Here is a 24,202-nt window from a genome sequence, read left to right on the forward strand (position 1 = left end):
TCACGTTGAGTGGCTACAAGTCCCAGCAACCAAATTCATTGCCTAGCGACTGCCGGGCTGCGTTCAAGCTCTCCCCCGAGCCTGAGGTTTCAACGATTCATTAGAGGGTGATGGAATGGATGCCGACCGCGTTATCAAAGTCCTAGAAATCTTGGCATGGCCTTGCACGGCGATTTTCTTCGGATTGCTGTTCCGATCACAGGTCGCCGGGCTGATCAGGCGTATCAACGCTGTTGAGGCGGGAGGTGTGAAAGCGGCTTTCAGCGCGGAGCTCTTGGAAATTCGGGACAGCCAGGAGCTCGCCGAAGAGCCCCACCCCCCCAAGTCTTTTGACTCCAAAGCAAGCCGATTACAGACTCTGGCAGAACTGTCCCCGAATGGAGCAGTGGTAGACGCGTGGCGTGAAGTTGAACTCGCAACGATCTCGGCTGCCTTGACGGCAGGCGTGACCGTCAAAGGGAACAAAGGTCGGGTGTCCGGGAGTGCCGCGATCAAGGGGCTCCAAACAGAGGGCATCCTCTCAGAGTCGACCAATGACCTGTTCGATAAGCTCAGGGCACTCAGAAATAAGGCCGCTCATAGCTCGGAGACTATCGAACCCTCAGACGCCAAGGAATATGTCTTGGCAGCCCTGGAGCTAGCTGAGAAATTTCGAGAGCTTTCGCTCCAACCTACTAGCACGTCCGAGTGAACACATAGGCTATCGAAGGTCGCAAAAGCGCTCAGTACCTACCCGGTTACTTGCTGGGAAAAATTCGTCAGCTAGGTCAATATTGCTGATAGTCGGCCAATTGCCATTAGTGGTAGCGTTGCGTTTTTAGCAGGCTCTGCAGTTGGCACCTAGGTTGGCCAACCGGATGCCCATTTCTAGAAACTTTCTCGCGATACAGGGACGTTATGGTGCTTACTACTAGCCCATCCAACAAAGGTGGGCCTGCTGCAAGGCAAGGCTTCAAGTATCAAGACCATGTAGCCGTCACCTTCATTTTCAAGATGTTACGCGATAGCAGCTACACCCAGGTTGAGTGCGAGACTGCCGACGATATCGTGGTTGCATTCCACTGCGCGGGGCAGCTCGTGAATGAGTACATCCAGGTCAAGACGACCGAGGGTGACCACAAATGGAATGTGGATGAGGTGGCTAAGCTGGATGGCACCAAAGCCGACTCGTCCTTGCTTCATAAATCGCTGAATTGCGATGTGCGCTCTGGCCCTGCCCGCTTCCGCATTGTGACCAAGCGCGACGTAGCGAAGGTTCTTGACGGCTTTAAAACGGAGCTGGATAAACGGAATCTGCCTGACACCACCACCGCCCGAGGCAAGGCCCTGCTCAAGAAATTCAAGACATTCACCTCGCCACAAAATCGGAATTTCGCCTACTGGGCGGAGAACTGCGTCTGGCAGGTCTACGGGGATGTGGAGGCACTGGAAGCGGTCAACATCAAGGCACTTTCCAAGCTTGCTGAGGATTTCGGGAACCGTCCCAACAATACCCAGATGCAGGCAATTTACGATGAGTTCTTGGAGATGGCTGACAAGGCAGCCACGGCCAACGTGAAAACAGCAGCATGGACGAAAATCATTCTGCGGGAACCGGCCCTGGCCCACCTGAAGCAGCTATTAGATGCAGCTGATGACAAGTCAGCGGCTACAGCCAAACCCTATAAAAAACGACCAGATCCCTTCCTTGTCGAGTTTCATGCAAGCACCGAAGAAGGTCTGCTGCACTCATTTTCCGGCTTTGACGTACGCTATGCACTGAAAGCGTGGCGGCACGATGGTTTTGCTAAACATCTGGTCGAATGGCTCCCAGAATTCTCACTCAAGGCAAGCGAGATCGTGAACATCCTGGCGCACAATGCCGAAGCCATACTCGCCCGATCCATCAATGCCTTCAGCGACAGCGAGCTGCCCCGCGACAGGCTAATCGCCGAACTGATCCTCCACGCCATCCTGCGCAGCCGCCAAAACAGTGAGCCCGTGGCGTGCAAGGTCTTCTACAAATACGGAAGCACGCTCTCCGAGTTTGGCAACGCCCACATCGTCCAAATACCTGGCCAAGACGATCAGCTATGGCTGGGGCTCGCGCGCCTGATTGAAGCAGGCAACATGGACGCGACGTTGGCGCAGATCTGCAGCGTCCTGGATTCCACCATTTCGGAGACGGTGCTGTCGTCGGAACGCGAAATCATCATCAACTTGCGCGAGCCGCTGCACCATCAACCAAAAGCGGACGCCTTCAACCAGGCACTGCACCGCAACTCGTCAGTCGATGACATGCTGAACGTCCTCTGCTTTCCCATCCTGCTGACCTACGACAGTCACTCACTCTCGTCAGGTTGGCTTGCTGATTACGTGAACCACCTCAGAAAAGAGATCGAAGGCCACTTCGGCACGTTCACCACCCAGTTGCCAGAGAACATCAAGCAAGTGAAGGTCATGGTATTCCTCGTGCCCATGGAAAGCATCGAGAAGTTGACAAACGCCTTCAATGCTCGCTGCAAAACACTGGAAGACCTGCAGGTATGACCTCGGGCGTGTGTTCGATTTGCACAGCTGAAACCACTACAAGGTGAAGGTATTCCGAACTGGCCAAGCCGGCTTCGGCGATCTCAAGGAACGATGCAGTAATGAATTACGAAACGATCAAGAACAGCCTGGCGAACCTCAGTGATGAAGACGCTTCGACAGTCGATGTACTGCTCGCCATCAACGCCATCGTCAACAGAAGCAACTCCGAGTGGGAGGGGCGCGATCTGGTGATCCGTGCGCTAGACAAGTTCGCACTTTTCGACGCAGTCGAGCAATCGCTCCTGCTCAACATGGTGCGAGCCGTGGGACTCTTTCCTTACATCACGCCACACCTGAGCAACATGGCCCTGTCTGACCGGCTGGCTTACGAAGCTCACAGAGTTGAGGGTGTGGAGCCTGGCATGGTATTTCATCACCTTCAGGCCCACGTTTTCAGCTTGATCATGCAGGGCCAAAACGTGGTCTTGAGCGCCTCCACCAGTGTTGGCAAGAGCTTGGTCATCGACGCAGTACTTGCCCAGCGCCGATTTAATAAGGTGGTGGTGATCGTTCCCACCATCGCGCTGATTGACGAAACCCGGCGCCGCTTGGTCAAGCGCTTCAGAGACGTCAACCTGATCACGCATCCCACCCAGGAAGCTGTGCCCGACGCCACCAACGTCTACCTCCTGACGCAGGAGCGGGTCATCCAACGCCCTGATCTGGATGATGTGGGGTTCTTCGTGCTGGACGAATTTTATAAGATCAATTTGGGGAGCAATAGAGATGAGAGCTCGCGCGCCATCGATCTGAGCTTGGCGTTCCACAAGCTCGCAAAGACCGGAGCTCAATTCTACATGCTCGGGCCGCACATTCAGAAGATCTCTGGGTTGGTCGGTTACGAGTACCACTTCATCCCGTCTGACTACAGCACCGTCGCGGTCGATATACAGAATTTCAATCTGGGCATGCGCTCAGAGGAGCGCACACAAAAGCTTCTGGAGCTAGTCAGGACGCTGGAGTCCCCTACCCTGATCTACTGTCAGGCGCCCGCAAGCGCAAACAGGGTCGCTGAGTATCTGATCCAGGATGCTGGATTGACACCGGTACCTGAGACGCAAGAAATCGCTGCCTGGATCTCCAAGCACTACCACCCAGAATGGAACGTTGCCAGGGCGATCGCCCTGGGCATCGGGATACACCATGGCGGGGTGCCTCGCGCGTTGCAGCAGTACATCGTCAAGCTCTTCAACGAGGGCATCATCAAGCGAATCATCTGCACATCAACGATGATCGAGGGCGTCAATACGTCGGCTGAGAACGTCATTATTTACGACCGCCGCCTCAAAACGTCGACGTTCGACTACTTCACCTACAAGAACATTTCCGGTCGCGCTGGCCGCATGAACAAATACTTCATCGGCAAGGTGTTCATGCTCGAAGCCCCGCCCACTGAGCAGGGGCTGACAGTCGAGTACCCAATCGGCCATCAGGATGAAACCTCACCTATTGGCCTATTGATGCAACTGGAAAACGATTACCTCACGGAGATCTCGCGAGGCCGTCTCCAGGAAGCGTATTCCAACCCGGTACTGTCGCCCGCCACCTTGATCGAAAACCGCCACATTCCTATCGAGCGTCAGGTCGAAGTCGCGAAAACGATGATCAGTGACCTACCTGACAAGCAGGAATTGTTGGGATGGAAAGGTATTCCTGAGCCGAACCAACTGAATTACTTATGTGAGCTGGTCTACCTTTTAGAAGGTAGAAACATGATGGATTACCTCATCTCGTCCAGTTCCCAGTTGGCGTGGCATATCAATGAACTTCGAAATCAGAAAAACTTGCCAGCCTATCTGAGCGAGGCGGTGGAAAATCGGTGGGAGAATGTCTCGGCGAGTGAAGCCATTAATCTGCGCCTGAAATTCATCAGGAATATGGTGTGCTTCAGATTACCTCGGGACATCATGGCAATTCACAAAATTCAGGTCGACGTGCTGGAGCAACACGGGTACGAGCCTGGAGACTTCAGCTTCTTCGCTGAACAACTGGAAAACATGTTCCTTGACCCACTGCTCACCGCACTGGACGAATACGGAATTCCCACTCAGATCTCAACCAAGATCAAGCACCTGATTTTGCCATCAGAGCACCTGAACGATTTGCTGGCAAAGCTGCGGTTGCTTGCCCCTCAAGTGGAGCGCCTCCAGCTCACCAGCTTTGAGAAAGATGTGATGCAATGGGCGGTCGCTGAGATGTGATGGTGGACGTGGATGGGCGAGAACGATGCTGGGAGGCTTATCGAGATTCAAGCCTTCCACCGATTGACGAGTCTGCCAGCAACCCTACAGAGAGGAACGTAAATGCCAAACCCACTGGTCATCAAAGGTCAGCGTTTTTCATCCCAGATTGAGGCGGAACGCTTTTTTTACGCCATGCGCGATAAAAATCTCGTCAGCGGTGGCGATATCAAAGGCTCTACTGAATTCGATCTGCTCGAAGACCTGTACGTCCGGTATTGCCAGGCCACCAACTGGCCAATGCCAGGACGTCCTGTTGCGTTTTATGCACGCAACATCGCGCGTGGGAGCGGGCCAAACGGTGGTACCACGCAGGGGTTCGTCGTGAAGTTCAGTGATGGGAGCGAGCAGGAGTTCTCCATTAAGAAGGCCGTTAAGGCCGTGGCAACGTGATTGCCAAGGCCCTCGTCTTCTCAGCATCCAATCATGAGCGCGAACGGCTTCAGCTTGCCGGTCGCGTCAGGAAAGCACCACCCACTTACTAATTTACCAACTGTAAACCGACATCAAAAAACGCAAAGCTAAAAAACTTCAACTAAACCACCGAGGGGTTCCACAATGCCAAAACTCGACTTGATGACATCCTCGAAAAGTACCCAAGTCATTTTTTCAGCGCTAAAAACTTTGACCGGCGATACAACTTTCGCAAACTTCACTGGAGTGGTGAGCGCAAAAATTAACGGAAAACTGAAAATTGACAAGGAAGAAATCACGGTTCATCTGACCAACAACCGACCCAACTTTGCCTTCATCGATGTTCACTGGGAAGACTGCGGATATAAGAATTATAAGGAAATGGGGCTATATGGCAGAATGAGCACCCAATGGAATGAAGTAAAATCAACATCAGACAGATCATTCAAAGTTTTCAGTGACACCTATGGAATTGAAATACAATACTAATTATAATCTTCAAAAAATATAAACCTACTTCACCCTCACATACATCAAGAGAGATGATGTGAACAGTCGCCAATATTCTCGTGGACGCAAATTCATAGGCTGCGAGCAGGTAGCGATTTCATGGCGTACTACACCTTACTGATCGCCAAAGATTGCTCCTGCCCAAGCGCTGGCTTCAGCAAGCGCCTGATCCGGTCATGGGTCGCGGCCACACCGCACCATCGTTATGCAGACCAGAATCGGGCAAGACGGATCATCACCGCCGCGACCCTCGCTACATTTGATGATCATACCGGGCCATCTTCAGCATGGAGCAGACGAAGTCCAACTTCTCTTCAGTCGGTTCATCATCACGCAGCCAGCGTATCTTGATACCTAGGTACTGCGCCCATTCAATACCCTTCTTGAAGCTGCGCCGATCATCATTTTTTGCCGCGAGCTCGACGTATTGATTCACGAGGTTGTATTGGTTCTTGCCTGCCCTGTATTTGGCATTTTCAAACGCTTCCTGGAAATGAGGCATCGCCGCCTCGAACTGGTCTTTACGGTAGTGGTAGACCCCACGCAACCAAGGCACCATCCAGCACAATGGCTCATCTAGGCCGTACGCTGCTACCTGAGCAGCATAATCGTCGATCTGCTCCAGCTGGGTGGCCGCACTGCTCTTGAGCTCAAAGCCCTTGTTCAGAAGCTCTGCAAACCCCTCGGGCGGGAGAAAAGCCTATTGCCGCCGAAGCAGATCCAGGTGGGTGTAGACTGCGAAAAGACCATACCGGCTCTTGAGCGCTTCGAGCACGTCATCGCGTATAGGCACTCCCCCACGAGCATTTCTGAGCTGCCACACCTTGTCAGCGACAGCGGTCAACTTGCTGTCAAAGAAGGCCCAGTAATCTCTATAGGCAGTGAGCCATACCAATGTGGCCGACTCTGGGGACTTCTGCCGCTCCATTACGGGTGCAAGCTCAGCTTTGAACTCGTCGACGTCATCAGCAATCCAGACGGAGTATTCGCGAAATTGCTGGCACGCGTCGGCGAGGTACTGGGGGTCGTAGGCTTTCGTGATTTCCCGAGCGAGGTAGCTCGATACCCTAGCAATCAACAGGGCAACAAAGATGCTGACCTGAAGCTCTTTGGGTATCTCTCGCCCGGTTTGAGCCAAGGCGGTGAATGACTCTTCAAAATTTTTGAACAGTACTGGGAGCGCCGGGAGCCGTACGCCTCGCGTCCACTTAATGGCATTGTCGAGGTTCTGTCGAAGCGTGTTGATGTCGCTTTGGGCATTCTTGCCTGGGTAGTGGAACTGCGTCTGTGAGAGACCACAGCGCGCATAGGCCCAGCGCATGACCTTTTCCAGAGGCAGTATCTGGCTGGCATCTGCAGCCACTGTCGGCAGATACCAGAATGTGTCATCCGGCGTTTCTAGGCTCAGGTCTGCAAGCCTGTGCCTGAGAAGATTTCGATTCAGCGACACGACCAGCACAGGGATTGCCGTCGTCGAAATGAAGTACTGAACGGTTTGCGCTTTGCTCAGGTAGGTGCCTTCTTCGCTGACCAACCTGCTGTATGCGTCCAGTAGATCGCTGAGTGGATCGCCTATCGCGCTCATGATCTGAATGCTCGGTATGTAGGCAGCCATGATGTTGCTGAGGCCCTGAATCACCTGGCCAAGGTTTGAGATCAGTCCACCCTCCTCTTTGGCTAGCCGTACCAGCTGCTTTTGGATGGTCTTCTTCTGTGTCTCGTCGATATCATCACGACTGGCTTCCTTACGAGGAAGTACGCCAAAGGCATCGTAGGCCAGCTTCACCAACTCGCCTTGGGTGGCGAAGCAAGTATCTCGATTTATCTGAAATCCTTGGTACCCCGGCCAATGATGACCGGGGTGCGCATTCCTAGCGTTGGTTGGGGTTGAGCTGCTTGCCGCGATTGCCATGAACGTGAGCATTCGTCTGGTTGGTACCAGACGTGCCACGATTATCGTTCAACGCATTTGACCTGTCGTTCTGCTGCTGACGTTGCGGGCTGTTGGGGCTGCTTGGCTTGGCCATGATTGCTTCCTGTTGGGTGGTAAGGAGGTCGCATGCTAGCCGCCCTGGATAATGCGGTATCTAGGCTTTTTGGAAACAAAATTCAGCTGCGAGGATCATGAGCCTGACCCAGTACATATGCGTGATCCGCACACGAGCTCCAGGGCTGTAGCGACTGGGCTACTGAGATAGGGGGCCAGTGAAATCGAAAACTGTCGGCGCATCAATGGATCACTGGCTGACTTGGACAAGATGGACTGTCCAGGCGCTTGCGTCGCTCATGCGAACGGTAGCCCCAGGCCGGGCGCAGAATTAGTTGAAATTATTGGTTGGCAATAATTTCCAGAAGGGCCGCGTGCTAGAGGCCTCCCCAGTACACAACTGACCATCTGCGGGAGGTGGCAAGGTGTGTTCGCTCCACGCTTCTGACCTCGCAACGCAGACAGAATCTCAGGCGTCAGACCTGCTCCACCGAATGAACCTCAATGTACTTGTAACCCTTTTTCTGAGCCGCTGCCTTTGCTTCCTGCTGGGCGACCAGTGTGCTGAGATTGCCCGAGTCATGGATGAAAACATCCACATCACCCTCATAAATCTTCGTGACGTGAAGCGTGACTCGAATCTTGGGGTATAGGGATTTGGGCTTAGACGGAACTGCCGGGGCTTTTGCTTTGGATCGTGATGGGCTTGCAGGTGGTTGGAAATGGACTGGAGCGACAGAATTTTCCGATAATTCCGGTTCGGCTGGTTTGGAAACGGGTGTACAGAATAGCGCAGCGCGCATCTGCTCTTCTGTCAGATAGTTACTCATACCACACCTCTGGAACAATTCATTACCAGCTGATTAATTAAGAAACTCAAACTTCGAAGGGCGGCATCTTTATTACGAGCAAAAGTTAAAACTACTGGACACTTATTTCATTATTTAGCGATCGCAGAAAAAGGCTCTAGCATCAAAACTTCAACGGAGTGCACTTCAAAAAAACAATTATAGCAGGATAGCATTAAGAACAAATTAGTCCGGGCCAGACGCACTAGCCACCATCCGGGCTAGGGCTAGGGCTAGGGCTAGGGCTAGGGCTAGGGCTAGGGCTAGGGCTAGGGCTAGGGCGCGTTGGAGGTTATACGCACCAAGCAGAACGAAAATCAGGCGCTGACAGCCTCCGAGCGCACGATCATACGAACGGAAGGGAAATCAATCGCTTTACCCTTCAGGATCGCATCGGCACGCTTAACCATCTCCGCCTCGACCACAGCACCAGATTTACGGTGAGCTTCGAGCTGACGGAGGTGAGCTTTGGCAAGCTTCAGTGCGTTCATTTCACTTCTCTGGGTAGGAGGGTTCATTCCAATTCTGCTGCCAATTCTAGCATTTTGGAGAGTTGATAGCAAATTGGGCGCATGAGTGACACAAACTGTCGGGCACGCTCCTTGCCTTTGAATATATCATCTTTATTTCGATAGATATTCAACATAGCAATAATGTCGCCCTCGAACTCAATCGGCATCGAGAGTATAGATTGCGCTTCACGGCGACTTTCATAATAACCGCGAATCCCTCTTGCGTATTCCTCGTGAAAGCGAGGATCTGCAGAGGAAAGCCCCTCAAGCCATTTTTTCATTTCCTTGGTGGTGTTACCGACATAAGCTGCCGATTTATTGACCAGCCCCTCGGGGGCTCCGAAAAGGTTAGGTTGGCACTCCGCTGCCTTGGTCGAGAATGGCAGGCACAACGGTTTAACCCGATCATCGGGCTCGCTTTCATTGGCGTTAGAGCTCGCCGTGAAATCCGAATCCTCAATCAGCAGCAAGCCGGTCGCGTAGTCAATGCGCGACGCCAGGTTATCCCGGTAGAGGAAAAACGGACTGCTCATGATCAAGGGGGCAAAAGGCCCATCAGGGTCTTTCAGGCCCTCCATCGCATCCGGGTGGATGACGATCATGATGTTCGCGCGGTAGACCATGCTTTCCCTAGCAGGCGCCTCACCATCCCAGAGTTTGGCCAATCCCAGAACGACTTTAAGAACCGATCGAATCGACTTTGCCAACTCGGCCTGCGTCAGCGCGCCACTGCGAAAGCGAATCTTGGTATCGCGTCGAACCTCCCCCACCTCCTTGATTGCCGTCCCGTACACGTCGAGGAAGCTCTGAGGTGGGAGCGTTGAGAGCTCATCTTTCAAATCTTGGGCCTGGGTGGCTACCGCATCCCCCAGCGCCTTCTCCCTGAAGAAGACCACGACCATGGCCAGCAACAGCAGTACACCGGTAAGCGCAAGCTGCCAGAACTCGGGCAGGGGAAACTCTCCGAAGGCGGCGGTAATCACTTTCCCGCCTTGTTTCACGATATCCGTACTGTAGATGGAGACACAGGACGCAGCGAAGACGCCAATAAATGCGACGAGAGTGGCACCCACCGCGCCTGCAAAAAGACTCTTCTTACGAACAGGCTTGCCGGGTACCTGATCAAGGATCGAGTACCCTGGTATAGGGGCCATCTTCGGCTTTCTACTTTCGATACGGAAACCGATCACCGACTGATAGCCGGCCTTGAGCCAGAGGGCAATTCGGGTGCGGAGCTTGGCCTTGGCCTCTCCCTGCATAGGCGCGTTCATCAATACATCCTGCTGATGGGCTGGGTCATGGCCACGTCGAAGGCAGGCACGACCTGCTGTATGGCGAGCTCATTTTGCCATCAAATGACAGATTGTGAGGAGTGTCGTAAACCTAGAAATCCGCTCTTGCACGTCGAACCCCATTCACGATGATTTGGATCAAGCGATATATCTCGTCTGGATGGATATAATATGGATGACTCCAATCCTCAAAATTGAAATTGAACAATAGGGTGGTCTCTCCTTCCACCTCAATTTCCTGCCCTTGATGCATCACTATTTCGGTATCCCACTGATAACTTTCCTCTTCACTGAATATATTCAAGAGTTTCTTCGTAGCCCTGTAAATTTCTCGCAGATACCCCAAGGCGGAAAGGCGCGGCAGGTACCTCGCCAAATCATTCATCATGGAAAAACCTTGCTCCATGATAATAGGATCCTGGCTATTCACATCTTTTACTGCAACTCCATAGGTTCTATATACACTCACAACCTCTTTAACTGCTTTTACAAAACACTCCAGCCCTGCAAAAACCTCCCACTCTACTTTTTCATTCGCTACAAGATCAACCAAACCATCAACGTTGACTGAGCGTAACAATCCTTCAACAGCATCTTTAGAGTCTCGTCTATTCGGCAAGACATCTGACTTTCTCCTCAACGCGTCCATGGTCTCAGCCAAAAAAGCCACATCTAGCGTAGGAAGATAGGGATATTGATGAATTGCCGGGTGAGCCAGCCCCCACTTCCACATCAAAAAATTGCTTTCAAACAAATATTTTTTTATTTCTTGCCAGCCCATGATGTGCAGGGTTGGGCGAGCGTCAGCCTCAATCCCGATATCTAACCAAAATGATTTGGCGTTAGCATCATATTGATTGGCTCGGTCGACCCATTGCTCTAAGCCCTTGGGGACGCCATCGCGCCCCAGCAAAAAGAAATAGTGAGAAACCGGTCTATCGAAATTCTTGAGCTTTTGAAGTTCTTTTGTTAGATGACGCGGCCTGAGATTTGCCACGTTTTTGCACTGTGCTGCGGCCCCGGTCGCTGGATCATATATATCCACGCCTCCTTGTGAGTCCCCACTGACCCCATGAGCGGCAACTCGTGCGTAAGCCTCCCCAACGGTTGGAAATCCTCTTTCTTTCAAAACGCACTCAAAAATATCAAGGCAAATTTCTTCAAATCCCTCGCCTCGTTTGGGCGCGACATAACTATCCAGATTGTTTGAAACAGCTTTTGACAACGTTTTCATCATCACTACCTACATCCTTAGCGCCATCCCTGGGACGGGCTGATAACGGAGATAAAATTGCGATTAGTTAAGCAATCCAACACTCGCTCCGTCAACGCTGTAATCGCGCATATGCATGAGGCCTGGCTGGGGCGCGAACCCTGCCTTTGCCCTCCCCCGCCAACAATACTCAAACGAAGCAGTCGCCCATCGGCTGAGCAGGAAAGCGTCAGTTTTCTATGCCGAATGTCTCAAGCGTCTGCTGATCTAGCCGGCACGCGGAACAGGCATATTTGCGTTACAACCCCAGATCACCGCTAAATCGGATATCACGCAGGGGGTAAGGCAGCATCTCGATCGGAATCAGGTCAAAAACTGCCCAGGTAAGCTCATGCCAAATTTCATTTTGGATGATGAGAGTCCATGCGACCTCACATTCTTCCTCAGTCCCTCTAAGCTCATTCTCGTCCACAGCGATTACGGCGCCTCTGGAAAGCACTTCACGAAGCAGTTTGATGACGGCTGCTGGGTACCGGCTATTCCCTTTCAAATCTGCAATAGGGGAGAAAAAGAAGCAGCCCTAGTCCTTACGCCGGTCAATAATCTGGGACATATGGCCGCGCAACACCTGGTACGTGAAACCGGATGCTACCGTCCACCAAATCCACTCGACATCCTGGATGTCCAAACCTTCAGGCGGAGTCTCTCGGAAGTTTTCAACCTCCTCGAACGGCACAACCTCGGGCCGGGGTATGGGCAGGCCTGGCCGCCAAGATGTCATTGCCTGAGCAACAACCTCATCCAAAACTTGCTCAGCGCTCTGGAATCCAGCTTGCGCGCTTGAAGAGCAAGGCTCAGTTAAAGAGCTTTGTACCTGCGAGGGCTGCGGGACATCTGGGAGCTCGGCATAGAGATATCCTTAGAGACTTCAGTGCAGTACAACATGTGCGCAGGCCTCATCGAGAGCGACTGTCCCCCGCCGCGAACCAGTTTAGTGCGTTGCATTCGATGTGCCAGGCGAGCCCGTCGAAGGCATTGTAGATCCATCAGTGAGATGCGTTCGGAAGTTGGCGGAGCCAGGAGCGCCGCCTCATCGGTGAGGGTTCCGAGTATCTCGGATCGCGGTATCAGCGCTCGGCCATGTGGCATTCTTGGGAATGGGGTGCTCGCGGGGTGAGGCACCGGGCTGGCGGGGTTTCAGGGCTGTCCAAGGATTTCGCAAAAAATGGACAATGGACAAAAAAATTCAAGTCACTGTTTTTTATGAAATCGTGGTGTCCATTTTTATAACAAGCTCACGCGTACAGAACTTCGACAAGACCATCGTCTCCATTCCTACCTGGCGCTTGATGTCAGAGTCGTTCAAGAACTGGCGCGGCATGCAGGCGTCCGGCGGTCGCCGCATCAAGCGCAGCCTGTACATCGACGCCAGCGGCGTGCGTTTTTTGCGTGACGATGAAGAAGTGCGCATGACCCAGGTGCACTTGCTCACCGACTACATCAGCCGCAAGCAGGCTGAACTCAAGGCGTGGAACGAGGCTCAGGGCAATAGCGCGCAACTCTCTGCGAACCGCCGCCGCATGACCAACCTGGGCACCTTCCGCGCCTATGCCCTGGCCTACCTGAAAAGCCACCCGGACATTCAGCCGAACATGACCTGCATGGTGCGCCAGATGCAAACCACCGCTCAGGGCGTGCCGCTGGAAATCTACTGCTTCACGCGCACCACGGCGTGGGCGGATTATGAGCGCATCCAGGGGGATATTTTTGATTACCTGCTGGCGGTGCTGCCGGAGTTCGGCTTGAGCCTGTATCAGCAGCCAAGTGGCAATGACTTGCGCGCGGGCATGTTGCCGGCGGTGTTGGGGGCCAGTCATTTGCCGGCCCCCGAAAAGCGTTTGATGTGACGCCGCACTCTGGCGCCAGACTTGCTCGCGATAGCGGAGATCCGGTGAGGTATCGACCTGATCTTCCGCTGCCACGAGCAAAACGTTAGTGAGAGGTGCGTTGATCAGCCAATCGCGAACTGCCTACCTTGACTGTCCAGCGTGCTTCAACGCCGACCAAAACTACTGATAAAGTCATGCTTAGATGAGTTAACTTTCAGTTCGGAAAGATAAAACCTTCCGCTCCCTACCAACCAAAACAATTTATCTACCTCATAAGGCAGCTTTTTAATCCTATTACAGTACGCTTCAACGTCTTTGAAAACCCCAAAGTCTGTTGAAGAATGACTAATACCCAGCCCACGCGCAATATCATTGATATGTGTATCCGGCTTCAAAAACTGAGGGTATCCGGTTTCCTTCAAAAAATCGCAAGACAAAGCAAAGCCAAAACCAAAAATCTCTTCCTTCAACAAAAGCGGAAGCGCCAAGCGCGAAAACTCATTGGTCATAAAACCGTCAACAAACTCATCAAACTGCTGCATTGAGCTGTAACGCCTTAAGAAATCAGCGCATGACATTATAGACTTACAGTAAATAACCCAATAGCTTTTCGCATTACCCTTATCGAAACGGCTGGCTGGCACATGCGCAGCTTCGTTGATCGCGTCAAACAAATCGTCCCAAGTAGAATAGCGCGCAATCACCTTTCCTGGATTAAAACCAAACAACAGCTTCTTCAGGCGACTGATGCTTCCAATAGTGTTCGGCATACCCTGGCGGTTCTGCGCATGTAGCAGCATCGCCTGAAACAACCCAGGAATATCTTTTGGCTTGCGCTGTTTCCAGTCGTGCAAATGTGCATCGATTATCTGAGTGGTGACGCCCTCGAATGACAAAAGATACTGGCGAGCCTGGGTAAAATAGCTACGTTCAGTGGCTAAGCTTTCTCGACTCATTGAACTCGCACCTGCTCACATAAAAATAGATCGAAACACGTACTCATTGCTCACCGACCAATACGGAAAGGGGCATATCCACACCCTCCAACTTCGTCCCAGGAAAAAAGGCCTGCAATATTGCTAAAACCACAGCCATTTTCACCGCAATGATTTTATTTTCTCGTTTGATGTGCGCAACAGAAATTGCAAACAAACGCGGATTAAATTCATGATCCTTTGTCAACGCCCATACACCACCACCGCTCATCCCTTGAGGGGCCGGCAACGCCATACCTTGCTCTACAAGCTGTTTACTATTCCACTCCAGAGAGATAGTCGCCAAATTATCTATGGCGGAACCGCTCTCCTTACCCACCTCCTTTGTAAAGAAGGCCAGCAGATGCGGCACTTTTTTAAGGTTTTTATTTTTAGAACACGGAAAGCCAGAGATCAAGTAAGCCACATCAGCGCCCGGATCACATGCCTTTAAATCCACAACAACTCTCTCGAGGCCTAAAAAACACTTTTCATAAAACTCATGATAATCTAGGGTTTTATAATCCCTTACATCAATTTCGACCACTGCAACATCGTGCCAATGCGGAACATCCCGTTGATCATTGCCAATGATATCTTCGGTAATTGTGTATTTCGAACCATCATGATAATTCCACAGCCAAAGTTCTTTATTCTTCACATTTTGCCGTTCATTCATCACATGAGACGCAGTGACAATAAAATAACGTTCGCCTATGGAAAGTATTATGCAAGTCCCAACCAGCATCTCCTTACTCGAATTCGCATCAAAACCCAGTATCGGAAAATGATAGGGCGCCAGAAACTTCAACAACTCATCCATGTTCATCTCTTAATATTCGCACTTCCGTGCTGCTTCACAAAACGCCTGCAGGACGACCGCCTGCAACAGCGGGACACTGGTCGATCTCGATGCCAAGTGCTAAGCGCAATGATCGAATATGGTCATCGCGTGACCAAGCTCGGCACCTCTGCGCCTAGGCGCCACCCATTTGACCAACCAACTTGAAATCGCAAATTAAACCACGGAGCGATTAGGCGACTTAACTCCCAACCGGCTGATCCACACCGCCGCCAAAATCACCAACCCGCCCAAGGCCAGCCGCCCCAGCGGTTCATGCTGGTTCCAGATCAGCAAGTTCAGCAGCAACCCCACCGGCACATGCAGGTTGTTCATCACCGCCAGAGTGCCGCCGTTGACCAGGCAAGCGCCCTTGTTCCACCAGTACATGCCCAACGCGGTGCTGACCAACCCGAGGAACACCAGCACGCCCCATTGCAGGGGCGCCTGCGGCAGGAAGTCGGCCTTGCCGAACAACAGGAATGCCGGCAACACCACGAGCAAGGCGCCCAGGTAGAAGTAGCCGAAACGTCGGTAATGCGGCAGGTCGCTTGGATAACGCGCTACCAGATGTTTGTACATCACCTGCCCGGCGGCGTAGGTGAAGTTGGCCAGTTGCAACAGCAAAAAGCCGCCGAGGAAGTGCGGCGTGATCTGGTCAAAGCGAATCACTGCCGCGCCGCCCACCGCCACCAGCGCCGCGATCAGCGCCCAAGGATTGAAGCGACGGTTAAGCGCGTCTTCGATCAGTGTCACGTGCAACGGCGTGAGGATGGTGAACAGCAGCACTTCCGGCACCGTGAGCACCCGAAAGCTCAGGTACAGGCACACGTAGGTCACACCAAACTGCAGCGCGCCGATCACCAGCATGCCACGCATGAACCTTGGCTCTACCGAGCGCCAGCGGGTCAGCGGGATGAACACCAGCCCGGCCAGCACCACGCGCACCAGCACGGCGAAATAGCTGTCGACGTGACCGGCGAGGTATTCGCCGATCAAGCTGAAGGAAAAAGCCTGAATCAGGGTGACAACCAGTAAATAGCCCATGCGCGCCTCGTTTCGAATGGGCGCGACTTTAAGGGTTTTCGGTGTTTGAAGAAACTCGAGGCAAAAAAAACCCGACCTCGCTAAAGCGGCAGTCGGGCAGGAGCACTCAGGAGCAACAAGTGCAAAGGGAGGTTCGATACGCGTACTTGAAGGGTTTGCGTGGGGCGATATAAACACCGCGCGATTATGTGACGATTAAACGATCAAGCGACCTGTGCCAGCAGCGCCTTGGCGTGGTTAATGCCTTTTTCCTGGAAGTCCCCGCTCAGGTTCACCCCTTCAGCATGAATGAAGGTCACGTCGTGAATACCGATAAAGGCCATGACCTGGCGCAGGTACGGTTCCTGATGATCGGAGCTGGCGCCGGTATGGATGCCGCCGCGCGCGGTCAACACAATCGCGCGCTTGCCAATGAGCAAACCCTGAGGGCCGGTGGCGGTGTACTTGAAGGTCACACCGGCACGCAACACGTGGTCCAGCCAGGCTTTGAGGGTGCTGGGGATCGCGAAGTTGTACATCGGCGCAGCCATCACCAGCACATCGGCGGCGAGCAGTTCGTCGGTCAATTCGTTGGAGCGGTCCAGGGAGGCCTGTTCGATGCCGCTGCGCTGTTCGGCGGGTTTCATCCAGCCGCCGAGCAGGTTGGCGTCCAGGTGCGGAACCGGGTTAAGCGCCACGTCACGCAGGGTGATCTGATCCGTCGGATGAGCGACCTTCCATTGGCTGATGAATTGCTGGGTCAGCTGACGGGAGATCGAATCCTGTTGGCGTGCGCTGCTTTCGATGATCAGAACATTGGACATGGCTGGGTAGGCTCCATCTGTAAATGCTGTAAGGCGATGGAGAAAAGATTAACCAGGGCTCATTCGATAAAAAAGCGCAAAAAACTGCTACAACCCATCTAGAAATTTGTTTATAAGCGGAGTATTGCTGTGAGCATGCTCCGCTGCTGCTTTATTTTGGGGCACATGCCAGCGCGATACGCATCTTGATAATGGCGCGACTGAATTTGACCGTGGTGTTGGTGCTTTTGCCCGCCGCCACCGTGACCTTGCGATTACGCGGCGATTCCGGGCCGTTGGTGAAGGTTACCGAACACACCGCGTCATTGGTGCCGTAGTTGTTTAGCCGGATCGAACTGATGTCGCCGTCCACGTCGGTCGCGGTGTAGTCCACTTGCACGCCGTCGATCTTTTTCGTGACGTCGATGGGGTAGGCAAATGCGCTCATTGGCAGCAGCGCCAGCAACACACAACAGAATTTTCTCATTCGGCAGTCTCCAATAAGGACCGCCAGCTTAGGACAAGAGGAGCTCATCTTGAAAGCGCCCCGCGTTACCCTCGATCAATGGCGCACGCTGCAAGCCGTGGTCGACCACGGCGGCTTCGCCCAGGCGGCTGAAGCGTTGCACCGTTCGCAGTCTTCGGTGAGTTACACCGTTGCTCGCATGCAAGACCAACTCGGCGTGCCGTTGCTGCGCATCGACGGGCGCAAGGCGGTGCTCACCGACGCCGGTGAAGTGTTGTTGCGCCGCTCGCGGCAACTGGTGAAAAACGCCAGTCAACTGGAAGACCTTGCCCACCACATGGAACAGGGTTGGGAGGCTGAAGTGCGGTTGGTCGTGGATGCCGCTTACCCCAATGCACGCCTGGTGCGCGCCCTTACCGCCTTTATGCCGCAAAGCCGTGGCTGCCGCGTGCGCCTGCGTGAAGAAGTGCTGTCGGGCGTCGAAGAGTTGCTGATGGATGGCATGGCCGACCTGGCGATCAGCGGGTTCATTATCCCCGGCTACCTGGGCACGGAAATGAGCGATGTGGAATTTATCGCCGTGGCCCACCCGGACCATTCGCTGCATCGCTTGAACCGTGAGCTGAGCTTCCAGGACCTGGAAAGCCAGATGCAGGTGGTGATCCGCGACTCCGGCCGCCAGCAGCCGCGAGACGTGGGCTGGCTTGGCGCCGAACAGCGCTGGACCGTCGGCAGCCTGCCCACCGCCGCGACATTCGTCAGCAGCGGCCTGGGCTTTGCCTGGCTGCCCCGGCACATGATCGAGCGCGAACTCAACGATGGCCTGCTCAAGCAGCTACCCTTGGAAAAAGGCGGCAGCCGCAACCCGACGTTTTATCTGTACGCGAACAAGGACAAACCCCTGGGCCCAGCCACACAGATCCTCGTGGAATTGCTGCGCACCTTTGACACCGCCCCCCTGGACGCGCCTTACGCCGCTCCCCAGCAAGCCTGAAACGGAGTTCATGCATGGCCTGGTTCGACCATGAAGGCTGCAGCCTGCATTACGAGGAATACGGTCACGGCAGCCCGTTGATCCTGATCCACGGCCTGGGCTCCAGCAGCCAGGATTGGGAATTGCAGATTCCGGTGCTGGCCCGGCATTACCGCCTGATCGTGGTGGATGTGCGCGGTCACGGGCGCTCCGACAAACCTCGCGAGCGCTACAGCATCAAGGGTTTCACCGTCGACCTGCTCGCCTTGATCGAACACCTGAACCTGCCGCCCGCTCATGTCGTGGGCCTGTCCATGGGCGGCATGATCGCCTTCCAGTTGGCGGTGGACGAACCTGCCCGGGTCAAGAGCCTGTGTATCGTCAACAGTGCGCCCGAGGTCAAAGTGCGCAGCGCCGATGATTATTGGCAGTGGGCCAAGCGCTGGAGCCTGGCGCGAGTGCTCAGCCTGGCCACCATCGGCAAAGCCCTGGGTGATCGGCTGTTCCCCAAACCGCACCAGGGCGACCTGCGGCGCAAGATGGCCGAACGCTGGGCAAAAAACGACAAACGTGCTTATCTCGCCAGTTTCGACGCGATTGTGGGCTGGGGCGTACAGGAACAACTTTCCAGGATCACCTGTCCAACCCTGGTCATCAGCGCCGACCACGACTACACACCCGTGGCGCAAAAAGAAATCTATGTAAAACTGCTGCCCGATGCGCGACTGGTGGTGATTGAAGATTCCCGCCATGCCACGCCTCTGGATCAACCCGAAGTCTTTAACGCTACCCTGCTCGATTTTCTAAAGACAGTCGAAACCACTACCCAGGATCACTGACCCATGTTGAAAAAAATCGCCTTCTTTGCCGGTTCTGTTTTGTTCGCCGCCAACCTGATGGCCGCCGAGCCCGCCAAGGCGCCTCACGTCCTGATCACCACCACCAATGGCGACATTGAAATCGAACTGGACCCGGTCAAGGCGCCGATCAGCACCAAGAACTTCCTGGCCTATGTCGACAAAGGCTTCTACACCAACACGATTTTCCACCGCGTGATCCCGGGCTTCATGGTCCAGGGCGGCGGATTCACCGCGCAGATGTCGCAAAAACCAACCGAAGCACCGATCAAGAACGAAGCCAGCAACGGCCTGCATAACGTACGCGGCACCCTGTCGATGGCCCGCACCAATGACCCGAACTCGGCCACCAGCCAGTTCTTCATCAACGTGGCCGACAATGCTTTCCTCGATCCGGGCCGTGACGCCGGTTACGCCGTGTTCGCCAAAGTGGTCAAAGGCATGGACGTGGTCGATATCATCGTCAACTCGCAGACCACCACCAAGCAGGGCATGCAGAACGTGCCTATCGATCCTGTTCTGATCAAGTCGGCCAAGCGCATCGACTGAGGTCTGCAGGTAGCTCCGCGCATGGCCCACAAGGCCACGCGCGCATTTGAACAGGAGAGCCCGCCAGGCGGGCGTCAACCTAATGCTCTATCGTCGTTTTGAACAACTGATCGATATTTTCCGCGCTGCCCCCAGCGACGCCCCGCCCGACAAAGTCCTGCCCTTCTACCTCTACTACCTGCGCCAGGTCTGGCCAAGCTTTGCCGCGTTGCTGGTGGTAGGCCTGATCGGTGCGTTGATCGAAGTGGCGTTGTTCAGCTACCTGAGCCGTATCATCGATCTGGCCCAAGGCACACCGCCCGCCAACTTCTTCCAGGTTCACAGCGCCGAGCTGATCTGGATGGCCGTGGTCGCCCTGCTATTGCGCCCGATCTTCAACGGCTTGCATGACTTGCTGGTGCACCAGACCATCAACCCCGGCATGACCAGCCTGATTCGCTGGCAAAACCACAGCTACGTGCTCAAGCAGAGCCTGAATTTCTTTCAAAACGATTTCGCCGGGCGTATTGCCCAGCGCATCATGCAAACCGGCAACTCCTTGCGTGACTCGGCGGTGGCGACGGCGGAAGCCATCTGGCACGTGTCGATCTATGCGGTCAGCGCCCTGGTGCTGTTTGCCGAGGCCGACTGGCGGCTGATGATCCCGCTGATCACCTGGATCATCTGCTACAGCCTGGCCTTGCGTTACTTCGTGCCGCGCGTGAAAGAGCGCTCGGTGATCTCCTCTGAAGCGCGCTCCAAACTGATGGGCCGCATCGTCGACGGCTACACCAACATCACCACCTTGAAGCTGTTCGCCCATACGCAGAATGAGCAGGAATACGCCAAGGAAGCGATCATCGAGCAGACCGAAAAAACCCAATTGGCCGCGCGCGTGCTGACCAGCATGGACGTGACGATTGCCATCTTGAACGGCCTGCTGATCGTCACCACCACCGGCCTGGCCCTGTGGCTGTGGACCCAGTCGCTGATTTCCGTGGGCGCGATTGCCCTGGCCACCGGCCTGGTGATTCGTATCGTCAACATGTCCGGCTGGATCATGTGGGTGGTCAACGGCATTTTCGAAAACATCGGCATGGTGCAGGACGGGCTGAAAACCATCGCAGCGCCGCTGGCGGTCACTGACCGCGAGAATGCCCCACGCCTGAACGTGCCCCATGGCGAAGTACGCTTTGAGCAGGTGGATTTTCACTACGGCAAAAAGAGCGGGATCATTGGTGGCTTGAACCTGACGATCAAGGCCGGGGAAAAGATCGGCCTGATCGGCCCGTCCGGCGCGGGCAAGTCGACCCTGGTCAACCTGCTGCTGCGCCTGTACGACCTGCAAGGCGGGCGCATCCTGATCGACGGGCAGAACATCGCCGAGGTCGCTCAGGAAAGCCTGCGCGCACAGATCGGCATGATCACCCAGGACACATCGCTGCTGCACCGTTCGATCCGTGACAACCTGCTGTACGGCAAGCCGGATGCGACCGATGAAGAACTGACGGCCGCCATCCACAAGGCCCGCGCCGATGAATTCATTCCGCTGCTGTCGGACGCCGAAGGGCGTACCGGGCTGGACGCCCATGTGGGTGAGCGCGGGGTCAAACTCTCCGGTGGGCAACGCCAGCGCATCGCCATTGCGCGGGTGCTGCTCAAGGACGCGCCGATTCTGATCATGGACGAGGCCACCTCGGCGCTGGACTCGGAAGTGGAAGCGGCGATCCAGGAGAGCCTGGAAACCTTGATGCAAGGCAAGACGGTGATAGCGATTGCGCACCGGTTGTCGACTATCGCGCGAATGGACCGATTGGTGGTGCTGGAGAAAGGGCAAATCGCCGAGACTGGCAGCCATGCCGAGCTGCTCGCCCATGGCGGGTTGTATGCGCGGTTGTGGCAGCACCAGACCGGCGGGTTTGTCGGCATCGACTGAGGCTGACAACCCTGGCCCCTGTGGGAGCTGGCTTGCCTGCGATAGCGCAGTGTCAGTACCAAATTGGCTGCCTGGCACACTGCAATCGCAGGCAAACCAGCTCCCACACTTTACAGCGTCAGGCAGCCTATTCTTCAGGCCCTGGCGCTTTTTTATGGCCTGGACTTGCCCACAAACCCTGCTTCAATCAAAGCAGTGCCCAGACGGGCGCTGAAGTAAATCTGCAGGGAGCATCATTGATTTACTGATTGGGTAGAGCGATCTATCAAGGACGTGTTGCATGTCTTTGTTCAAACGTTCAATCACAGAGGGATTGGGTACGTTTTGGCTGGTGTTGGGCGGTTGCGGGAGTGCGGTGTTGGCCGCAGCGTTTCCCGCCGTCGGGATAGGGCTGTTGGGTGTGGCCCTGGCGTTCGGGCTCACGGTGTTGACCATGGCGTTTGCCATCGGGCACATCAGCGGCTGCCATCTCAACCCGGCCGTATCAGTAGGCTTGGTAGTGGGCGGGAGGTTCCCGGCCAGGGAGTTACCGGCTTATATCCTCTCGCAGGTTATCGGCGGCACGGTCGCCGCTGCGCTGTTGTACTTCATTGCCAGCGGCAAACCCGGGTTCGAACTGGCATCGGGCCTGGCTGCCAATGGCTATGGCGAGCATTCGCCGGGCAGTTACTCAATGGCAACGGGGTTTGTCTGTGAGCTGGTGATGACGGCGATGTTCGTGCTGATCATCCTTGGCGCCACTGACCGTCGTGCCCCAGCGGGCCTCGCGCCCATCGCCATTGGCCTGGCCTTGACCCTGATCCACTTGATCTCCATCCCCGTGACCAACACCTCGGTCAACCCGGCCCGCAGTACCGGCCCGGCGCTGATTGTCGGCGGGTGGGCGCTTCAGCAGTTGTGGATGTTCTGGCTGGCGCCCATTTTGGGTGCGGTGGTCGGCGGCGCGACCTATCGATGGCTGGGCGAGGAGGACCCAGCCTGAGGTCAAGGGGTTCAGCCCTGCCGATAAGGCAGGGCTGTCCTCGCCTCTTCGGCATACGCCAGAATTCCCACGCGCTCGCGCTCGAGGAAATCTTCCACGGCATTCTTCAGGCCCGGATGGCGCAGGTAGTGCCACGACCGGGTGATCACTGGTTCAAACCCGCGAATCAATTTGTGCTCGCCTTGGGCGCCGGCGTCGAAGCGCTGCAAGCCGTGAGCAATGGCGTAATCCATGCCCTGGTAGAAGCAGGTTTCGAAATGCAGACGATCGAATTCCGCCAGGCAGCCCCAATAACGCCCGTAGAAGCTGTCGCCACCGATCAGGCTGAAGGCCATCGCAACCGGGCGCGCGCCCTGTTTAGCCAGCACCACGCGAATCGCTTCGGGCATGCGCTCGGCCAGCAGGCTGAAAAACGCCCGCGTCAGGTACGGCGACTGGCGGCGCACGGCGTAGGTGTTGGCGTAACAGGCGTAGACAAAATCCCACTGCGCTTCGCTCAACTCATGGCCTTGCAGCCATTCGAACTCGATGCCCTGCCCCGCCACTTGCTCGCGCTCTTTGCGCATTTGTTTGCGCTTGCGCGAACTCAAGGCGTCAAGGAAATCCTGGAAGTCGCGATAACCGCGGTTTTGCCAATGAAACTGGCAGCCCAAGCGCTGTAACCAACCTGGATGCTGCGCCAAGGCTTGGTCGGCCAAAGGGTCAGTGAAGTTGATGTGGGCGCTGGAGAGCCCTTCGATTTCCAGGTAGCCCGGCAGGCTGTTCAGCAGCTCGAAGCCATCTTCGGCGCTCCTGGCCAGCAAGCGCGGCCCGCTGACCGGGCTGAACGGCACTGCGGTCAGCAACTTTGGGTAGTAATCAATGCCTGCCCGCTCACACGCATCGGCCCAACCGTGATCGAACACGTACTCACCGTAGGAATGCCATTTGCGGTAGCTGGGCATTGCTGCCACCAGGCGATCGCCTTCCCAGTGCAGCAAATGCTCAGGTTGCCAGCCCGATTGCGGGCCCAGGCTGGCGCTGTCTTCCAGCGCACTCAGGAATGCATGCCGCACAAAGGGTTGGGCCTGCGGCACGAGGGCATCCCACACCTGCGGGGCGATTTCGGACAGGGCGTCCAGGCGTTGCAACGGCATCGGCATCCTCACTACTTCGGGGCGTGAAAGCCTGGCGAGTATCGCTTATCGCTGGCCTTCGCACACGCTCAAATGGCACGACAAAGGCCGAATCAAATAGTTCCTTCTTAAATATTTTGTCATCTACATGACATCACTTAGCCACTGCCCCGTCATAAGTGATCGTGATACTGACGCCTGTTTTTAGAGCGCCTGGTTCTAGCA

25 protein-coding genes are annotated in these 24,202 nt (G+C 55.0%); 12 read left to right on the forward strand and 13 right to left on the reverse strand.

Annotated features, from left to right (window positions below; genetic code table 11):
• Positions 1-115 precede the first annotated feature (115 nt).
• From ACP7B3_RS06885 to ACP7B3_RS06905, 5 genes are all read left to right on the forward strand, one after another.
• Positions 116-691, forward strand: coding sequence for a DUF4145 domain-containing protein (locus ACP7B3_RS06885; RefSeq protein WP_426178500.1), 576 nt, complete (start codon positions 116-118; stop codon positions 689-691).
• Positions 692-897: 206 nt separating this feature from the next.
• Entirely contained in the window at positions 898-2,529 is a 1,632-nt protein-coding gene (locus tag ACP7B3_RS06890; protein WP_426178501.1) for a HamA C-terminal domain-containing protein, read from the forward strand.
• A 101-nt stretch (positions 2,530-2,630) separates the two neighbouring features.
• Positions 2,631-4,772: a DEAD/DEAH box helicase gene (locus ACP7B3_RS06895; RefSeq protein WP_426178502.1), complete on the forward strand. Its 2,142-nt coding sequence runs from the start codon at positions 2,631-2,633 to the stop codon at positions 4,770-4,772.
• 102 nt (positions 4,773-4,874) lie between these two features.
• Positions 4,875-5,204: a hypothetical protein gene (locus ACP7B3_RS06900; protein ID WP_426178503.1), complete on the forward strand. Its 330-nt coding sequence runs from the start codon at positions 4,875-4,877 to the stop codon at positions 5,202-5,204.
• A 165-nt stretch (positions 5,205-5,369) separates the two neighbouring features.
• Positions 5,370-5,714, forward strand: coding sequence for a hypothetical protein (locus ACP7B3_RS06905; protein WP_426178504.1), 345 nt, complete (start codon positions 5,370-5,372; stop codon positions 5,712-5,714).
• Between the two features lie 274 nt (positions 5,715-5,988).
• Here the strand turns inward: ACP7B3_RS06905 and ACP7B3_RS06910 are convergent, their stop codons facing one another.
• From ACP7B3_RS06910 to ACP7B3_RS06940, 7 genes are all read right to left on the reverse strand, one after another.
• Positions 5,989-6,294: a hypothetical protein gene (locus tag ACP7B3_RS06910; protein WP_426178505.1), complete on the reverse strand. Its 306-nt coding sequence runs from the start codon at positions 6,292-6,294 to the stop codon at positions 5,989-5,991.
• Positions 6,295-6,435: 141 nt separating this feature from the next.
• On the reverse strand, positions 6,436-7,521 hold the full coding sequence (locus tag ACP7B3_RS06915) for a hypothetical protein (protein WP_426178506.1): 1,086 nt from the start codon (positions 7,519-7,521) through the stop codon (positions 6,436-6,438).
• Positions 7,522-7,606: 85 nt separating this feature from the next.
• Positions 7,607-7,762 (reverse strand): hypothetical protein, encoded by a 156-nt coding sequence (locus tag ACP7B3_RS06920; RefSeq protein ID WP_426178507.1) that lies wholly within the window; start codon positions 7,760-7,762, stop codon positions 7,607-7,609.
• 436 nt (positions 7,763-8,198) lie between these two features.
• On the reverse strand, positions 8,199-8,552 hold the full coding sequence (locus ACP7B3_RS06925) for a hypothetical protein (protein WP_426178508.1): 354 nt from the start codon (positions 8,550-8,552) through the stop codon (positions 8,199-8,201).
• A 335-nt stretch (positions 8,553-8,887) separates the two neighbouring features.
• Positions 8,888-9,061, reverse strand: coding sequence for a hypothetical protein (locus tag ACP7B3_RS06930; RefSeq protein WP_426178509.1), 174 nt, complete (start codon positions 9,059-9,061; stop codon positions 8,888-8,890).
• A 23-nt stretch (positions 9,062-9,084) separates the two neighbouring features.
• Positions 9,085-10,353 carry a hypothetical protein gene (locus ACP7B3_RS06935; RefSeq protein WP_426178510.1) on the reverse strand — a complete coding sequence of 423 codons (1,269 nt, stop codon included), beginning with the start codon at positions 10,351-10,353 and terminating at the stop codon, positions 9,085-9,087.
• A 112-nt stretch (positions 10,354-10,465) separates the two neighbouring features.
• On the reverse strand, positions 10,466-11,611 hold the full coding sequence (locus tag ACP7B3_RS06940; protein WP_426178511.1) for a hypothetical protein: 1,146 nt from the start codon (positions 11,609-11,611) through the stop codon (positions 10,466-10,468).
• Between the two features lie 367 nt (positions 11,612-11,978).
• On the opposite strand from ACP7B3_RS06940, the gene ACP7B3_RS06945 reads away from it, so the two are divergent.
• Both ACP7B3_RS06945 and ACP7B3_RS06950 read left to right on the forward strand, forming a co-directional pair.
• On the forward strand, positions 11,979-12,431 hold the full coding sequence (locus ACP7B3_RS06945) for a hypothetical protein (protein ID WP_426178512.1): 453 nt from the start codon (positions 11,979-11,981) through the stop codon (positions 12,429-12,431).
• A gap of 388 nt (positions 12,432-12,819) precedes the next feature.
• Entirely contained in the window at positions 12,820-13,494 is a 675-nt protein-coding gene (locus ACP7B3_RS06950) for a mechanosensitive ion channel domain-containing protein (protein WP_426178513.1), read from the forward strand.
• A 146-nt stretch (positions 13,495-13,640) separates the two neighbouring features.
• Here the strand turns inward: ACP7B3_RS06950 and ACP7B3_RS06955 are convergent, their stop codons facing one another.
• From ACP7B3_RS06955 to ACP7B3_RS06975, 5 genes are all read right to left on the reverse strand, one after another.
• Positions 13,641-14,432, reverse strand: a complete 792-nt coding sequence (locus tag ACP7B3_RS06955; RefSeq protein ID WP_426178514.1) for a hypothetical protein — start codon at positions 14,430-14,432, stop codon at positions 13,641-13,643.
• A 43-nt stretch (positions 14,433-14,475) separates the two neighbouring features.
• Positions 14,476-15,273, reverse strand: coding sequence for a hypothetical protein (locus ACP7B3_RS06960; protein ID WP_426178515.1), 798 nt, complete (start codon positions 15,271-15,273; stop codon positions 14,476-14,478).
• Positions 15,274-15,468: 195 nt separating this feature from the next.
• Entirely contained in the window at positions 15,469-16,338 is an 870-nt protein-coding gene (locus tag ACP7B3_RS06965; protein WP_426178516.1) for a carboxylate/amino acid/amine transporter, read from the reverse strand.
• Between the two features lie 203 nt (positions 16,339-16,541).
• Positions 16,542-17,141 carry an FMN-dependent NADH-azoreductase gene (locus ACP7B3_RS06970; RefSeq protein WP_145158999.1) on the reverse strand — a complete coding sequence of 200 codons (600 nt, stop codon included), beginning with the start codon at positions 17,139-17,141 and terminating at the stop codon, positions 16,542-16,544.
• Positions 17,142-17,292: 151 nt separating this feature from the next.
• Positions 17,293-17,607 (reverse strand): 3-phosphoglycerate kinase, encoded by a 315-nt coding sequence (locus ACP7B3_RS06975; protein ID WP_145159001.1) that lies wholly within the window; start codon positions 17,605-17,607, stop codon positions 17,293-17,295.
• A 49-nt stretch (positions 17,608-17,656) separates the two neighbouring features.
• On the opposite strand from ACP7B3_RS06975, the gene ACP7B3_RS06980 reads away from it, so the two are divergent.
• The 5 genes from ACP7B3_RS06980 to aqpZ all read left to right on the forward strand — a co-directional run bounded on the left by ACP7B3_RS06980 (position 17,657) and on the right by aqpZ (position 22,862).
• Complete coding sequence (locus ACP7B3_RS06980; protein WP_145159004.1) at positions 17,657-18,580, forward strand: LysR family transcriptional regulator; 924 nt, start codon at positions 17,657-17,659, stop codon at positions 18,578-18,580.
• A 14-nt stretch (positions 18,581-18,594) separates the two neighbouring features.
• Positions 18,595-19,398, forward strand: coding sequence for an alpha/beta fold hydrolase (locus ACP7B3_RS06985; protein WP_145159006.1), 804 nt, complete (start codon positions 18,595-18,597; stop codon positions 19,396-19,398).
• Positions 19,399-19,401: 3 nt separating this feature from the next.
• The gene (locus tag ACP7B3_RS06990; RefSeq protein WP_106576379.1) at positions 19,402-19,965 is read left to right on the forward strand and encodes a peptidylprolyl isomerase; all 564 of its coding nucleotides are present in this window, start codon (positions 19,402-19,404) and stop codon (positions 19,963-19,965) included.
• Positions 19,966-20,047: 82 nt separating this feature from the next.
• Positions 20,048-21,880 carry an ABC transporter ATP-binding protein gene (locus ACP7B3_RS06995; protein WP_242195740.1) on the forward strand — a complete coding sequence of 611 codons (1,833 nt, stop codon included), beginning with the start codon at positions 20,048-20,050 and terminating at the stop codon, positions 21,878-21,880.
• A gap of 280 nt (positions 21,881-22,160) precedes the next feature.
• Entirely contained in the window at positions 22,161-22,862 is a 702-nt protein-coding gene (aqpZ, locus tag ACP7B3_RS07000; protein WP_426178517.1) for an aquaporin Z, read from the forward strand.
• 11 nt (positions 22,863-22,873) lie between these two features.
• Here aqpZ and ACP7B3_RS07005 read toward each other — a convergent pair whose 3' ends face one another.
• Positions 22,874-23,998 (reverse strand): GNAT family N-acetyltransferase, encoded by a 1,125-nt coding sequence (locus tag ACP7B3_RS07005; RefSeq protein ID WP_242195746.1) that lies wholly within the window; start codon positions 23,996-23,998, stop codon positions 22,874-22,876.
• Positions 23,999-24,202: the final 204 nt, after the last annotated feature.

The organism is Pseudomonas sp. TWRC1-2, from assembly GCF_049896685.1.
Lineage (GTDB): Bacteria > Pseudomonadota > Gammaproteobacteria > Pseudomonadales > Pseudomonadaceae > Aquipseudomonas.

Excerpts from the sequence above, each read along its gene's own strand:
- ACP7B3_RS06885 (WP_426178500.1), top strand. The coding sequence starts at position 116 with ATGGATGCCGACCGCGTTATCAAAGTCCTAGAAATCTTGGCATGGCCT.
- ACP7B3_RS06890 (WP_426178501.1), top strand. The coding sequence starts at position 898 with ATGGTGCTTACTACTAGCCCATCCAACAAAGGTGGGCCTGCTGCAAGG.
- ACP7B3_RS06895 (WP_426178502.1), top strand. The coding sequence starts at position 2,631 with ATGAATTACGAAACGATCAAGAACAGCCTGGCGAACCTCAGTGATGAA.
- ACP7B3_RS06900 (WP_426178503.1), top strand. The coding sequence starts at position 4,875 with ATGCCAAACCCACTGGTCATCAAAGGTCAGCGTTTTTCATCCCAGATT.
- ACP7B3_RS06905 (WP_426178504.1), top strand. The coding sequence starts at position 5,370 with ATGCCAAAACTCGACTTGATGACATCCTCGAAAAGTACCCAAGTCATT.
- ACP7B3_RS06910 (WP_426178505.1), bottom strand. The coding sequence starts at position 6,294 with ATGGTGCCTTGGTTGCGTGGGGTCTACCACTACCGTAAAGACCAGTTC.
- ACP7B3_RS06920 (WP_426178507.1), bottom strand. The coding sequence starts at position 7,762 with ATGGCCAAGCCAAGCAGCCCCAACAGCCCGCAACGTCAGCAGCAGAAC.
- ACP7B3_RS06925 (WP_426178508.1), bottom strand. The coding sequence starts at position 8,552 with ATGAGTAACTATCTGACAGAAGAGCAGATGCGCGCTGCGCTATTCTGT.
- ACP7B3_RS06930 (WP_426178509.1), bottom strand. The coding sequence starts at position 9,061 with ATGAACGCACTGAAGCTTGCCAAAGCTCACCTCCGTCAGCTCGAAGCT.
- ACP7B3_RS06935 (WP_426178510.1), bottom strand. The coding sequence starts at position 10,353 with ATGAACGCGCCTATGCAGGGAGAGGCCAAGGCCAAGCTCCGCACCCGA.
- ACP7B3_RS06940 (WP_426178511.1), bottom strand. The coding sequence starts at position 11,611 with ATGATGAAAACGTTGTCAAAAGCTGTTTCAAACAATCTGGATAGTTAT.
- ACP7B3_RS06945 (WP_426178512.1), top strand. The coding sequence starts at position 11,979 with ATGCCAAATTTCATTTTGGATGATGAGAGTCCATGCGACCTCACATTC.
- ACP7B3_RS06950 (WP_426178513.1), top strand. The coding sequence starts at position 12,820 with ATGGACAAAAAAATTCAAGTCACTGTTTTTTATGAAATCGTGGTGTCC.
- ACP7B3_RS06955 (WP_426178514.1), bottom strand. The coding sequence starts at position 14,432 with ATGAGTCGAGAAAGCTTAGCCACTGAACGTAGCTATTTTACCCAGGCT.
- ACP7B3_RS06960 (WP_426178515.1), bottom strand. The coding sequence starts at position 15,273 with ATGGATGAGTTGTTGAAGTTTCTGGCGCCCTATCATTTTCCGATACTG.
- ACP7B3_RS06965 (WP_426178516.1), bottom strand. The coding sequence starts at position 16,338 with ATGGGCTATTTACTGGTTGTCACCCTGATTCAGGCTTTTTCCTTCAGC.
- ACP7B3_RS06970 (WP_145158999.1), bottom strand. The coding sequence starts at position 17,141 with ATGTCCAATGTTCTGATCATCGAAAGCAGCGCACGCCAACAGGATTCG.
- ACP7B3_RS06975 (WP_145159001.1), bottom strand. The coding sequence starts at position 17,607 with ATGAGAAAATTCTGTTGTGTGTTGCTGGCGCTGCTGCCAATGAGCGCA.
- ACP7B3_RS06985 (WP_145159006.1), top strand. The coding sequence starts at position 18,595 with ATGGCCTGGTTCGACCATGAAGGCTGCAGCCTGCATTACGAGGAATAC.
- ACP7B3_RS06990 (WP_106576379.1), top strand. The coding sequence starts at position 19,402 with ATGTTGAAAAAAATCGCCTTCTTTGCCGGTTCTGTTTTGTTCGCCGCC.
- ACP7B3_RS06995 (WP_242195740.1), top strand. The coding sequence starts at position 20,048 with ATGCTCTATCGTCGTTTTGAACAACTGATCGATATTTTCCGCGCTGCC.
- aqpZ (WP_426178517.1), top strand. The coding sequence starts at position 22,161 with ATGTCTTTGTTCAAACGTTCAATCACAGAGGGATTGGGTACGTTTTGG.
- ACP7B3_RS07005 (WP_242195746.1), bottom strand. The coding sequence starts at position 23,998 with ATGCCGTTGCAACGCCTGGACGCCCTGTCCGAAATCGCCCCGCAGGTG.